This is a genomic window from Niallia sp. 03133, assembly GCF_052663225.1.
The window spans coordinates 332,376-345,080 of sequence record NZ_JBQTCY010000001.1 but is presented as its reverse complement, the minus strand read 5'-3'; the positions used below and the strand labels follow the sequence as shown (position 1 = coordinate 345,080).

General features: G+C 36.0%; 15 protein-coding genes. 6 read left to right on the top strand and 9 right to left on the bottom strand.

Annotation, left to right across the window (positions count from 1 at the left end):
• Window positions 1–37: 37 nt before the first annotated feature.
• Window positions 38–2,092: a BglG family transcription antiterminator gene (locus tag ACTYBU_RS01730; protein ID WP_445486727.1), complete on the bottom strand. Its 2,055-nt coding sequence runs from the start codon at window positions 2,090–2,092 to the stop codon at window positions 38–40.
• A gap of 419 nt (window positions 2,093–2,511) precedes the next feature.
• Here ACTYBU_RS01730 and ACTYBU_RS01725 point away from each other — a divergent pair, with 419 nt between their 5' ends.
• The 5 genes from ACTYBU_RS01725 to ACTYBU_RS01705 all read left to right on the top strand — a co-directional run bounded on the left by ACTYBU_RS01725 (window position 2,512) and on the right by ACTYBU_RS01705 (window position 5,215).
• Window positions 2,512–3,234: an alpha/beta hydrolase gene (locus ACTYBU_RS01725; RefSeq protein WP_445486726.1), complete on the top strand. Its 723-nt coding sequence runs from the start codon at window positions 2,512–2,514 to the stop codon at window positions 3,232–3,234.
• A 339-nt stretch (window positions 3,235–3,573) separates the two neighbouring features.
• On the top strand, window positions 3,574–4,089 hold the full coding sequence (locus ACTYBU_RS01720; protein ID WP_445486725.1) for a 2'-5' RNA ligase family protein: 516 nt from the start codon (window positions 3,574–3,576) through the stop codon (window positions 4,087–4,089).
• 5 nt (window positions 4,090–4,094) lie between these two features.
• Window positions 4,095–4,520 (top strand): GNAT family N-acetyltransferase, encoded by a 426-nt coding sequence (locus ACTYBU_RS01715; protein WP_445486873.1) that lies wholly within the window; start codon window positions 4,095–4,097, stop codon window positions 4,518–4,520.
• A 282-nt stretch (window positions 4,521–4,802) separates the two neighbouring features.
• Entirely contained in the window at window positions 4,803–4,949 is a 147-nt protein-coding gene (locus ACTYBU_RS01710; protein ID WP_445486872.1) for a hypothetical protein, read from the top strand.
• A 104-nt stretch (window positions 4,950–5,053) separates the two neighbouring features.
• Window positions 5,054–5,215, top strand: coding sequence for a YetF domain-containing protein (locus ACTYBU_RS01705; protein WP_445486724.1), 162 nt, complete (start codon window positions 5,054–5,056; stop codon window positions 5,213–5,215).
• A gap of 209 nt (window positions 5,216–5,424) precedes the next feature.
• Here ACTYBU_RS01705 and ACTYBU_RS01700 read toward each other — a convergent pair whose 3' ends face one another.
• Complete coding sequence (locus ACTYBU_RS01700) at window positions 5,425–5,709, bottom strand: hypothetical protein (RefSeq protein ID WP_445486723.1); 285 nt, start codon at window positions 5,707–5,709, stop codon at window positions 5,425–5,427.
• A 175-nt stretch (window positions 5,710–5,884) separates the two neighbouring features.
• On the opposite strand from ACTYBU_RS01700, the gene ACTYBU_RS01695 reads away from it, so the two are divergent.
• Window positions 5,885–8,158, top strand: coding sequence for a UvrD-helicase domain-containing protein (locus ACTYBU_RS01695; RefSeq protein ID WP_445486722.1), 2,274 nt, complete (start codon window positions 5,885–5,887; stop codon window positions 8,156–8,158).
• Window positions 8,159–8,387: 229 nt separating this feature from the next.
• Here the strand turns inward: ACTYBU_RS01695 and ACTYBU_RS01690 are convergent, their stop codons facing one another.
• From ACTYBU_RS01690 to ACTYBU_RS01660, 7 genes are all read right to left on the bottom strand, one after another.
• The gene (locus tag ACTYBU_RS01690; protein WP_445486721.1) at window positions 8,388–8,642 is read right to left on the bottom strand and encodes a stage VI sporulation protein F; all 255 of its coding nucleotides are present in this window, start codon (window positions 8,640–8,642) and stop codon (window positions 8,388–8,390) included.
• A 455-nt stretch (window positions 8,643–9,097) separates the two neighbouring features.
• Entirely contained in the window at window positions 9,098–9,214 is a 117-nt protein-coding gene (locus ACTYBU_RS01685; protein ID WP_445486720.1) for a YjcZ family sporulation protein, read from the bottom strand.
• 171 nt (window positions 9,215–9,385) lie between these two features.
• On the bottom strand, window positions 9,386–10,093 hold the full coding sequence (locus ACTYBU_RS01680; RefSeq protein WP_445486719.1) for a DUF421 domain-containing protein: 708 nt from the start codon (window positions 10,091–10,093) through the stop codon (window positions 9,386–9,388).
• Between the two features lie 37 nt (window positions 10,094–10,130).
• Window positions 10,131–10,487, bottom strand: a complete 357-nt coding sequence (spoVAE, locus tag ACTYBU_RS01675; protein WP_445486718.1) for a stage V sporulation protein AE — start codon at window positions 10,485–10,487, stop codon at window positions 10,131–10,133.
• Window positions 10,488–10,615: 128 nt separating this feature from the next.
• Window positions 10,616–11,629 carry a stage V sporulation protein AD gene (gene spoVAD / locus ACTYBU_RS01670; RefSeq protein WP_445486717.1) on the bottom strand — a complete coding sequence of 338 codons (1,014 nt, stop codon included), beginning with the start codon at window positions 11,627–11,629 and terminating at the stop codon, window positions 10,616–10,618.
• A 1-nt stretch (window position 11,630) separates the two neighbouring features.
• Window positions 11,631–12,113 carry a stage V sporulation protein AC gene (gene spoVAC / locus ACTYBU_RS01665; RefSeq protein WP_445486716.1) on the bottom strand — a complete coding sequence of 161 codons (483 nt, stop codon included), beginning with the start codon at window positions 12,111–12,113 and terminating at the stop codon, window positions 11,631–11,633.
• Between the two features lie 16 nt (window positions 12,114–12,129).
• Window positions 12,130–12,612 (bottom strand): YhcN/YlaJ family sporulation lipoprotein, encoded by a 483-nt coding sequence (locus ACTYBU_RS01660; protein WP_445486715.1) that lies wholly within the window; start codon window positions 12,610–12,612, stop codon window positions 12,130–12,132.
• Between the last annotated feature and the right edge of the window lie 93 nt (window positions 12,613–12,705).

Here is a 12,705-nt window from a genome sequence, read left to right as displayed (position 1 = left end):
ATACTCTGTATCCATTTTTTTTGACAAACCACCTCCTTTACGCGTCCACCTCTAGCTGTGCCGATTCTTTTATAAATGAATATACTTCGTCCGCTGTTTTTGCATGGAGTATGCGGGTAATCTGGTCTTCATTATTTACTAGTTCATTTAATTGAAAAAGCGCTTTCAAATGTTTTTTCCGATCAACTGCTGCCATTACAAAAACAAGCCAAACCTGCAAGCCAGGTGAAAATTCGATTCCTTCCTCTAAAACTAGTAAACTCATCGCAATCTGATGCACTCCCTCCTCCGGGGAAGCATGGGGCAGCGCAACCTTAGGTGCAATAATAATATACGGTTCTTCCGGATCAAACTTTTCAATCATTGCATGTACATACTTTTCCTCTATATCTTGATTTTTCACTAATGGTTGTGCTGCCAAACTGATTGCCTCTTCCCAGGAAGAAACCTTTTTAAAAAATTGAATGGATTCTTTTTTTAACACCTCCTTAAGTGTAGGAGCCTCTGTGGTTTTTGTATTCATTTGTCCTTGGCTTCCACTAATAAGTTCTCTCAGTTCTTTTTTTAACGAATAAGCATTCATAATATGCGTATGTTTTTCAATAATCGGAAGAAGGCTCTCCAACGAAATAAATGAAGTTCTGCATCCATGAATTTCTTCTATTACTCGTTGCTGTAGCTCTCTTTTTTCGAAGCTATTTAGAAATGGTTTGATATAAAAAAATTTTTTCTTTGTAGGAATGGAAACAGTGGAAAATACGATATCAACGAACGGATGATACTTTTCGAACTCTCGGATGCTAACATGTTCTAAAAATATAATTTGAGGAAATAGGTCCTTTAATGATTCCAATAACAATTTGCTGACAGAAATGCCATTTGGACAAACAACCACCGCCTTCCATTTATTCGGAATTTCATCACCATATTTATACATCCAGCTTTTAATAAGCAATGTAAGATATGCTATTTCATCTTCCTCCATCTTTTTTTCAACCAGCCTTTCTATTGCTGCTGAGCTTTTGATCACTAATTGATGAACATCCGCATGCTCTCTTCTTATTTCCTCCAATAGAGGATTTTCAAGCGTCAGTCCATATTTGATCCGGTAAATAGCTGGTTTTAAATGCTGCAATAACTTGCTTTCCAACATGCTTCGATCATGAAACCTTATACATGCATTATTTTCAAAGGCTGTTAACATTTCTTTAACTGCATCCAGGATGATTTTGTCATTGTATAGATTTTTTTCTACTTCGATTACATTTGCTGCAAGAAGCTGCAAACAAATAAATAATCGATCTTTTTGCTCGATTTCTGCAATGCCCCATACTAAATCCCCCACCACGTTATATTCCCTTGTTAAGGTTAAATCGGATAAAAGATGTTCATGATTCTCCAATCTTTTCCCCATCGAAATTCTTTTTAATAAGAGTAGCAGAGAAAATGGAAGTTCTTGCATTCTTTCATCTGTAAATTTTACATTTAAGCGCTTTTCCACCTTTTCCAGCCTTTTTCTCATAATGTCAATTTCCTGTGAGGATAATTCTGCTATTTCCTGTACCCAAAGAACACCATTTATCGAATGAAATAATTTTTGCACAGAGGCCATTAACAAGTATCTTTTATTAAATTCAAAGCCTTCCATAAAATATCCAGTACGGCGATTATACCGAACAGAAACTTTATACTTTTCTGCTATTCCTTCTGCTTTTTTCAAATTTTTCAACACCGTATTTCTGCTCACTCCAAGGGCATCTGCCAGATGAAATAAGGATAATTCCTCAGTACGGCTTAATAGTAAAATACAGATTAAGTAGACTCTGTCTATTTCAGTTGGAATTTGGATGCTGTGCTGTTTTTTTGACGGTTGAACAGGCAATAATTTTTGTGCTTGCCTATCAATCTTTAATCCTGTTTTCCGGTTATTTTGAACCTTTTCCAATCCATTTTCTACTAACCATTCATTTACCTTCTGCAAGCTGTAGTTCACTTGACTTCTGGACAAATGAAGCTGCAACTCTAATGTTTTTACTTTTATGCCTGGAAAAGCCAGCACTTCTTCTAACAATCTAATACTCCGATTATCCAACAGCACCTCTTTCACTCCCTCTTATACTTCTATCATATTGTAAAAAAAACAGAATATGAATGCGTTTACATCACAAGTTTTACTCATTAGAATGTATAACGTTGTGATGAATATTATTCTTTTGTTTCCTTATTGATTACATATAATTTATTCCTCTTAATTAATATTAGAAAAAATTCCATCTCTCCTAATGTTGGCTATTCTATAAAGTGAACCTTCCATCAGTGGGGGTTTTACTACCCGTTAAAGAGTGGGATAAAAATCTCCTTTTAATTTCTTAAATAAGGGGAAAAAACAGACACTTCGCTTCCAAAAGGAGGTATATGTTACACTATCCATATATTACAATGCTTCCTTTCCCAGAAGCTTACTGTCCGTTTATGCAGGAAAAAAACAGATGAAACATTGGAGGAGTTACTATGCAATCTTCGAAAGGCACTATACAAGAAATGGTTATAACAAGCGTAGAATTGAAGGAAGACGTAAAGCTGCTTGTTTATCTTCCGCCATCTTATTCACCACTCTACAAATACAATGTTCTTTTTGCTCAAGATGGAAAAGATTATTTTCAATTCGGAAGAATCGGAAGAATAGCAGATGAATTACATCAAATGAATAAAATCCAAAATACAATCATAATTGGCATTCCATATAAAAGCGTTGAAGACCGAAGGGAAAAATATCACCCGGAAGGACAAAAAAACAAATCCTATATCCGCTTTATGGCGCATGAACTTGTTCCATTTATAGATGAAAAATTTCCAACCTATCAAATGGGGCTTGGAAGAGGATTAATCGGTGATTCATTAGGAGCGACCGTTTCACTAATGACAGCATTAAAATATCCTCATACATTTGGCAAAGTGATGCTTCAATCCCCGCTGGTAAATAAAAACGTATTATCTGCTGTTCAGCAATTTGACCGTTACCATCTTTTGGAGATATTTCATATTATCGGTACAGAAGAAACCGCTGTTAAAACAACCATTCAAACAATAGAGGATTTTCTGACCCCAAATCGAGAACTGTCGCATCTGCTTGACCAAACAAATGCAGATTATATATATGAAGAATTTAAAGGTGGTCATACATGGAAGCATTGGCAGCCATATGTGCTAACAATAATGGAAAGGATGCTTTAAAAAAATTACTTTTTAATTCTTCGATATTTACGATGATAAACTTTTAAACTTTTTCAAAAGATTTGTTATAATATCTTACATAGTAAGAAAAGCGAAAAGGCGCGATTATCGGCGATAAGCATAAGGCGGATTGGTTACGAATGCGCTCTTGCCTTCACCGCCAATTTGTAATATGAATCGATGGTGTCTCCAGCTAAGAAAGTGATACTCGATAATCTAGCGTTTTCCTCTCGTGCAATAAAAAATCGTATGATCCTGTGATTTTTTTAATAACACCCACCCATAAAGATGTACGATTGCTTCTTTAACGCTTCTTAATAAAATGGAGGTTAGAACAATATGAAATATGGCATTGTTATTTTCCCAGGCAAAGAGCTGCAAGATAGAGCAAATTCTTTGCGCAAACGTTATGACCCTAAATATGCATTAATTCCACCGCATCTTACCCTTGTAAGTGAATTTGAAGCAAATAATGAAGAAATAAAAGAAATAAGCAAAAAGCTTGAGCAGGTGGCTGGCCATTTTCAGTCCATTGCCCTAAATATATTAAAAATAAGCACGTTTCAGCCTGTCAATAATGTTGTCTATTTAAAAGTAGAACATACTTCAGATTTAGAGGATTTACATATCGAGCTGACTAGCTCCCTTGGATTGGAAAAACCACAGTATTCGTTTGTTCCCCATATAACAATTGGGCAGCAGCTGACCAACGATGAGCATCTTGATATGTACAGCAGCTTGCGAATGCATTCTTTTAAGCACGAAGAGACCGTGGACCGTTTTCATTTATTATACGAATTAGAGAATGGATCTTGGACGGTATATGAAACATTTCGTTTAGGAAAGGAAAAGTGAATCGAGTGGAAGTTGTAGTAGTTAAAAACGATAAAGAAATGAAAGACGCATTGTATGTTCGCCGTACCGTTTTTGTAGATGAACAACAAGTTCCGGAAGAAGAAGAAATCGATCAGTTTGAACAAGACAGCATCCACTTTGTTTTATATGATGAAAGCAAACCTATTGGAGCTGGACGGTACCGTATTTTTGATGAATACGGAAAAGTAGAAAGAATTTGCATCTTGAAAGAAAGCCGAAAAGGCGGATCTGGAAAGACCTTAATGAATAAAATTGAGGAATATGCGAAAAAAAATGGAGCACCCGCTCTTAAATTAAATGCACAAATACAAGCTATTCCTTTTTATTCTAAACTGGGATATGAAGTAGTCTCAGAAGAATTTTTAGATGCTGGCATTCCTCATAAAACAATGAAAAAAAAATTATCATAACTAGTTTAACAGGCGGTCGTCTTCTTGGATGCCTTCCTCCAAATGCATCATCCAAGAAAACTTAGACTGCAGACTGCAAAAAGACAGCATTTCCGTATACTAGGAATTTGTCTTTATTCCATCTATCTATCGCTTAAAACTCTTGTCGAATCAGACAAGAGTTTTTTGTTTAATTTTTACTATTTTGCCTAAACTGATTGGGAAAGGATGATTTCTTTGAATTATTACCATATCTTTGTAGAGCTTATTATTGGATTTTTTCCCCTCTTATTCTTAAAGTAAATTCTTGAAAAAACAGTAATCACACAAATTACCACCTTTGATTTTGTTTCTTCTTTGGTCCTCGGGGAATTAGTGGGAAATACTATGTATGATGGAAAAATTGGATTAGTGGAAATGCTTTTTGCCATCTCCATATGGGGATGTTAATTTATTGCACAGAATATTTAACTCAAAAATTTCGACCATCACGAAAGCTATTAGAAGGGAAACCATGTATTATTATTAATAAAGAGCAGATTGATTAAAAAGAAATGAAAAAGAACAATTTGGATTTCAATCAGCTGCAGCATCTTCTTCGTGCAAAAGATATATTTTCTGTTGCAGAATGCTCTTATGCTATTTTAGAAACAGATGGCACTGTCAGTGTGAGGAAAAAGTCAGCAAATTTCAACACCAACAAAACAAGATTTTAACCTGCCTATTAAGACAGTGTCTCTACCTCTGGGCATTATTCTCGATGGTGAAATAATTATGAGACCTTTACGGGCAGTTATCCCCCACCTAGCTTCCTCGATTTCTCAGTATCTAGAGGTGAGGGCCTTACTGCCCGTTAAGAGTGGGATAAAGTGAACCTTTCCATCAGTTGAGGTTTTCTTCACTTGATGACATTGGGTATCCCCCTTTAGATCCATGCATGAAAATTGCTGCCTTTTCCAGTAAGTTTTGCTGCCAGCAGGTGGTACTCCTTTTTTTTAATCGTTTGATTGGCGGATGTATATGGCGAAATGAAAATATTTTCACTTCCCTCTTCTTCTTTTCCCTGTAAGCGGTTCTCTACTTGTATGATACTGGGAATTTCTTTTTGTTTATAAGGGTTTGTTTTTCTGCCTATTTCTCGTAAAGCGTATTGCTCATATTGATAGTTTGTTATCGGAAGAATATAGCCCATTTCATATCCACTCCCCATTCATTCATACTTTCATTACGATATGTATATTGTTTTTTTATTTTCCACCATTTTAAAGATGTTAAACCTACATCCTCCCTTTTCTCCCCTCTATTATTTTGATATGATTAAGTGTAGAATTGCTGCGTGTTTTCAACAGTTTTGAAAGTTAGAATGAATAGATTTGAGGTCGCTTATGCTATCAGCTTTTTACGTTGACAAATTAATATTTTTAGATTCTATCAATAGACAAGATCTCCAAAAAATATATGAAGATGGAAAAAAAGGATTGCTTGCGTGTCCTATATGCGGAGAAACACTTTTTCTCTATGTAGGAATTGAACATTCTCCTCATTTTTTTCATCCATCCAAACAAAAGGACTGCGGAGAAATTCACTCCACTGCTTCAGAGGAAACAGCAGTTGGAATAGAATATGAAGAAAAAAATGGATTTAGAATGCCGAAATCTCGAAGTATTACAGATAATCAGCCAAAAACGGTATATAAGGAACCAAAGCAACTGCAAATAAAAGTGCCTTTTCTTGAACCAGCAGCATCTGTCCCTTCCTATGAGGAGAACTACCTCCATTTGCTTCAAACTAATGGGGTGCTACTTGATCCATCACAAGCGGAAGCTGTTGCGATGCTTGACGGACCAGCTTTAGTAATAGCTGGTGCTGGAAGTGGAAAAACTCGTGTTTTAACAACAAGAACGGCCTATTTAATACAGGAAAAAAACGTGGACCCATCATCGATCATGCTAGTTACATTTACTAATAAAGCAGCGAAGGAAATGAAGGAACGCTTGTTGCAATACCCTTTCATGTCGCCTTCTATTGTAAACAAAATCGTTTCTGGAACATTCCATCGCATCCTTTACCAAATATTAACTTTTCATCAGCCACATAAATGGCAGCGGCAAAACCTACTAAGTAAAGATTGGCAAAAAGAAACCTTATTAAAAGAGATCGGTAAAGAATTAAGCTTGGATACAAAAGAATTTCCCTTTGACGCAGCCATTCAGCAAATTGGCGCATGGAAAAACTCATTGCTGTTTCCACATGAAGTTTCCCCCATAAACGATTGGGAGGAAAAAGTGCTTTTGTTATACAAACAATATGAAGAGAAAAAACAACATCTGAACCTTTATGATTTTGATGATATGCTTCTTGGAGGATATTATTATTTTTTAGAAAATCCACAAATATTGGAAGTATATCAAAATCGTTTTCATCATTTTTTACTGGATGAATTTCAAGATATTAACAAGGTCCAATACGAATGGATTAAGCTGATGTCAAAAAAAGCAAAGAGTGTGTATGCAGTTGGGGATGACGATCAAGCTATATATGCATTTCGAGGCAGCGATCCGAAATACCTTCTCGATTTCGAAAAAGATTTTCCAAGTGCAAAAGTAATCATTCTTCATCATAATTACCGTTCCGCACATGAAATTGTCTCTGCTGCAAATAAAGTCATCAGCAAAAATAAAAAACGACGCACGAAAAAAATGATTGCAACCCATTCCGGTAAAGCACCACTCCTTTTTTATCCATATGATGAAGAGGAAGAAGCAACGATGATTGTAACTGATATCCAAGAAAAAATGAAAAAAGGATATAAACCGAAAGATTTTGCTATTCTTTATCGTACAAATACAAACAGCCGAGCTATATTTGAACGTCTTTCTGCTTCAAGTCTGCCTTTTAAACTGGAGCAGGATGCTGGTTCTTTTTACAGCCGCTTTATTGTAAAAAGCATGCTTGGATTTCTTAAATTGATCATCGACCCAGATGACCTTGATGCGGTAAAAGATATTCTTCCTTCCTTATTTGTAAAAAAATCTGTTCTTCAGGATATGAAAGCAGCTAGCATCTTGCAAGACTGCAGCTTATTGGATTGTTTATCGACAGTGAAAACAGGCTTTGCTTTCCAAGAATCTCGATTAAAAAAAATTCCATCCGTTCTTGTTAAGCTAAAACAAAAACAGCCAATTGAGGCCATAACAATTATCGAAAAAGAATTAGGATTTCAAGAATTTATAAAAAAACGGGGAAATGAAGGCAACCAATGGGATAAAGGCTCGGATGATATTCGCGATTTAAAGGTAGTGTCAAAAAAGTTTTCCTCCATAATTGAATTCATTGCACATACTAAACATATGATTGCGATGAATGTGGAAATGAAAAAACAATATGCCTATTCAAACAATACCATTACATTAAGCACCATTCACCGAGCAAAGGGATTGGAATACAAAACCGTTTATTTATTAGGAGCAGTGGATGGTTCCATTCCCCATGATTATTCACTTGAGGCACAACGAAATAATGATTTTCTGCCATTGGAAGAGGAAAGACGGCTTCTTTATGTTGGCATGACGAGAGCGCAGCAAGAGCTGTATGTATCTATTCCTATGCATCTGCGGGGAAGAAGAGTGAATGCTTCGCGCTTCCTTTCTTCTGTATAACTCGAAATCAATTAGCATAAATAAAAATGGGTTTCTATATTGAGTCTCTTCATAGAGCGACCCATTTTTATTTATCCTACTCTTAAACGGGCAGTAAGACCTCCACCTCGGGGACGCTGAGAAATCAAGGAAGCTAGGTGGGGGATAACTGCCCGTAAAGGTCCGATAAGTTCATCTAACCATCAGTAGGGGCTGAAGAACCCCCCACTGATGGAAGATTTACTTTATCTTATTTTTTATTAATCATTTTGGATAAAGTGTTAAAATCTAATTGCTTGCCATCTGTTACAATTGATTTAACAATTTTATCTTCTGTTTCTTTAGGAACGGATTTTCCTGCTATTTGGGATACTCTGCGAATGACGCCCCTAACCGTTTTTTCATCTTTAAAATTAGCATTTTGCAAGGAATTGGCTAATTCAAAAATATCTTTCATATTTACACCGGTTTTGGATTCTATATTTTTAAAGAAATTATTGTTCATACTTATTTTTCCTCCTTTATAAGCTACTTTATATAGTATGAAAAGAAAGGAAAAAGGTGTTGCTTCCATCTGATATATTTCCCCTAATATTCTTCTGAATGTTTGGGACGGAAGTCCACTTCTATCTGAATAAGAAAAGCGTAAGCGCCTTGCTCATTGCCGTACGAACTGGAAGGGCTTCGACTGAGATAAAGGAAACACGAAGAGCGTTAGCGATTCGATGTTGACTTATCGTAGGGAGAAGATCTGAAGTTCGATAGGCAATAGGGCGCTGGAGCTAGACACCCGTCAGACTTCAGAAAACTTATACTTTCTGATCTTATAAAATAAAAAAGCTGACCTCCATAAAGTCGCTATTATTGTTAACGAAATTAAGGAGTCAGCTTCATTTTTATTTCCTGATTTTTCACTCTGCAGTCAACTCCCGTTAAATTGACCGCAAGTATTCATTTTAATTAGCTATAGAAGCTTGCGCCAACAATAATTAATAAAATGAATAAAACAACAATCAATACAAAGGAGGAACCACCGCTGTATCCGCCGCCATTGTAGCCATATCCGCCGTAACACATATATTCTTCACCTCGCTTATACCTTATTCTCTATAGCATATGGCTTGTAAGAATCAATGTATAGGCAAGATACTAGAATAGAAAAGAATGTACGATTGTCTATCAAATACCATCCTTCCTGTATTCGGAAAATCCCCATCTACTTTTTCCTTTTTCTGAAAGATAAAACATTCACTTGCTTCTATCTTGCTCTTCATTCATGATGTCATAAAAATCAAATGTAATGTTTCCATTGCGATCTACTTGAGCAAGAAAGATTTCCTCTATTGTCAGCCCTCTTTTAAGCAAGGCACTATTCACCCATTCATCACTCAAATTACAATTGTTTAGTGCATGACGATTTAATTTTCCATCCATAATAATGGAATAAACTTCTTTTTCCACTAGTGGTGCATCTAAAATATCTTCTACTAATACGGTTTGTTTTAACTTTTTTAAAAGCACACTTAATTCTCCATTTGCTTCTAACATCGCAAATTCAACGTCTTCCACTCGAAAAATACTTTGTGTTCTGAGTTGCTCTAACAACTCATCAAGGCTGTATTTTTCTTTTCTTAAATGGTCCTCAATAAGATTGCCATCTTGAATAAAAATTGTTGGTGTACCTTCAACAAAGTCACGAAACCGTTTGCTTTTTAAAGAGAAATAACTAATGAATAACGGAATAGATGTCCATATAAGGATGGAAGTTGCGCCATCTTTCATATTAATTTCTGAATCCATGCTTATGCTTCCTGCAATATCTCCTACAGTTATTCCAACAATATACTCAAAAAAAGATAGTTTGGATAATTGCTTTTTACCAAGGAGTTTTGTAATAAAGAAAAGGCTTATAATGATTAATAAGGAACGAATAATAGTATTTACCACTTCAGACATTTCATCAATCTCCTATAGCGAATGCAGTTGGCAGCATTTAGCCTTTTGGTTTAAAAAACAGAGCACCAAGAAATCCAAATATAATGGCGGCTGAGATTCCTGAACTTGTTACCTCAAACATACCTGTTAAAACCCCAATAATGCCATGTATTTCTGCTTCCTGCATTGCTCCATGTACAAGTGCATTCCCAAAGCTTGTTATTGGAATCGTTGCACCTGCTCCTGCAAAATCTGCAAATGGTTCATATAAGCCTACTCCGTCTAAAATTGCTCCAATTACTACTAAGGTTGTCAACGTATGAGCTGGTGTAAGTTTGGCAACATCAAACATAAGCTGTCCAATAACACAAACTATTCCACCAATGACAAAAGCCCAAAAGAACATAGGCAGCATGCTTTACACCTCCTTTTTATCCTTTTCCTTTTTTTGCTGTATCAACTCTATTTTAAAAGTATGATCTTTATAAAGTGAATCTTCCATCAGTGGGGATCTTACTGCCCGTTAAAAGTGGGATAAAAAAATCAATCTATTTCAATAGATACCGCATGTGCAATACATGGAATGGACTCATTTTGCTGTACAGTTAACGGGGATAATAACGCACCTGTTGCAACAACTAAAATTCTTTTATATTTTCCTTTTTTCATTTCATTAAGCAAGTGACCATATAAAACAGTAGCAGAGCATCCAGCTCCACTTCCCCCCGATTGTACCGGCTGATTTTCTTTATAGAGCAGAAGACCACAATCTTTAAATTTATTTTTGTCTATCTCCCATCCACTCTGCGTTAAAAGCGCCATTGCTGTTTCTCTGCCAATCTTTCCTAAATCCCCAGTAACAATTAAGTCATAATGAGACGAATCAATGTCTAAATCATTAAAATGGGCAGCAATCGTATCAGCCGCCGCTGGAGCCATAGCCCCCCCCATATTAAAAGGATCAGATAATCCCATGTCCATTACCTTTCCAATGGTGGCAGACGTTGTATATGGAAGATTGGAAGCATTCTTATTTGCGGATAGCAAGGCTACTCCCGCCCCCGTTACCGTCCATTGTGCCGTCGGTGGTTTCTGCCCCCCATATTCTGTTGGATAGCGAAATTGCTTTTCAACCGCGGCATTATGACTGGATGCTCCTGTTAAAATATTGTCAGCACCTTGATAATTGATTAAAAAAGAGGAAAGAGCCAAGCCTTCCATTGAAGTGGAACAAGCACCAAACAACCCAAAATATGGTATTTTTAAAGTTCTTGCTGCAAAACTTGTTGGTGTAATTTGATTAATTAAATCACCAGCAACAAAAAACTCGACATCCTCTGGTTTAAGATCTATTTTCCCCAACGCCGTTTGAGCAGCTTCTTCCAGCAATAATCGATGGGCTTGCTCGTAAGTATCTTTCCCCATCCATAAGTCATCATGAAGCACATCAAAATCTTTTGCTAAATGACCATTTGCTTCAAAGGGACCACCCGAAACACCTGTAGCTTGAATAACTGGATGATTTGGAAATATCCATGATTGTTTTCCTTTAAGCAACTTACATTCCCCCCGTCAGTGTTAAAATGATGGTTTTAATAAGTGCCACAACAAATGCAGAAAACACTCCGAACAAGATAACAGAACCTGCTAGTTTAAATATATTTCCACCTACTCCAAGAACAAACCCTTCAGTTTTGTGTTCGATTGCAGCAGATATAATGCTGTTTCCAAACCCTGAAACAGGTACAGCACTACCTGCACCTCCAAACTGGCCAATGCGATCATATATTCCAAATCCTGTTAACAGCATAGAAAAGAAAATAACGGTTGCAGTTGTTGGATTTCCTGATGTTTGCTCCGTAAAGTGGAAAAAATAAAGGTAAAAATAAGAAAGTACTTGGCCGATCATACAAATTAATCCACCTACAAAAAAGGCTTTTAGACAATTTTTTGCAACTGGACGTTTTGTTTCAAACTGCTGCTCTAATTTTTCATATTGTTTCTGCTGTGGTGTTTTTTGCTTATCTTTTTTACTTGGCATTTCCTGTCCCTCCTTTTTATGTTAGTTCATTATTCAAACGGATAATTTGCTTCAATCGTTTATTTGCTTGTTTTTCTGTAAAGTTTGGATCTTTCGTCTTTTCCCAAAGTCTTGCCGTTTCAAGGAAAATTTTCAAATCACTTGATACAGTAAATGTTTGATCAGGAAATTTCTTTTCTAGTTTATCTTTTAGCCGTTTCTCAATCTTTTTCATTTGAAGACGTTTCAGATGCTTTACTTTATAAGCAACTAAAATATCTTTCTTTCCTTTAATAACCGCCACATCATATATAGAATCAAATGACTCTGTTTCTGCTTTTATTTTTTTTACCATTTCCTGGTCTGTTGCGTTTCCATTGTCCCCAATAATAATCGGTGTTTGATTTACTATTTTAAACAGCGCTAGTCTGCTGTGACTAGTATATTTTTCACACCCTGAAAGCATCAGCAGCATACTTGAAAGCACAGTGAAGTATACAAATATTTTTTTATTCGTCATATTCTTCCCTTCCTATGTACGTAATGTCAATTGTCTTTTTATATTTTCTTCGATTAATAAACTTTTTATGAAAGTTTTTTAAAACAACAGAAC

Coding starts and splice junctions, on each gene's coding strand:
- spoVAC (WP_445486716.1), bottom strand. CDS start 12,113: ATGCCAAGTAAAAAAGATAAGCAAAAAACACCACAGCAGAAACAATAT.
- ACTYBU_RS01705 (WP_445486724.1), top strand. CDS start 5,054: ATGAAAAAGAACAATTTGGATTTCAATCAGCTGCAGCATCTTCTTCGT.
- ACTYBU_RS01690 (WP_445486721.1), bottom strand. CDS start 8,642: ATGAACAATAATTTCTTTAAAAATATAGAATCCAAAACCGGTGTAAAT.
- ACTYBU_RS01725 (WP_445486726.1), top strand. CDS start 2,512: ATGCAATCTTCGAAAGGCACTATACAAGAAATGGTTATAACAAGCGTA.
- spoVAE (WP_445486718.1), bottom strand. CDS start 10,487: ATGCTGCCTATGTTCTTTTGGGCTTTTGTCATTGGTGGAATAGTTTGT.
- ACTYBU_RS01700 (WP_445486723.1), bottom strand. CDS start 5,709: ATGGGGAGTGGATATGAAATGGGCTATATTCTTCCGATAACAAACTAT.
- ACTYBU_RS01695 (WP_445486722.1), top strand. CDS start 5,885: ATGCTATCAGCTTTTTACGTTGACAAATTAATATTTTTAGATTCTATC.
- ACTYBU_RS01685 (WP_445486720.1), bottom strand. CDS start 9,214: ATGTGTTACGGCGGATATGGCTACAATGGCGGCGGATACAGCGGTGGT.
- ACTYBU_RS01660 (WP_445486715.1), bottom strand. CDS start 12,612: ATGACGAATAAAAAAATATTTGTATACTTCACTGTGCTTTCAAGTATG.
- ACTYBU_RS01720 (WP_445486725.1), top strand. CDS start 3,574: ATGAAATATGGCATTGTTATTTTCCCAGGCAAAGAGCTGCAAGATAGA.
- ACTYBU_RS01680 (WP_445486719.1), bottom strand. CDS start 10,093: ATGTCTGAAGTGGTAAATACTATTATTCGTTCCTTATTAATCATTATA.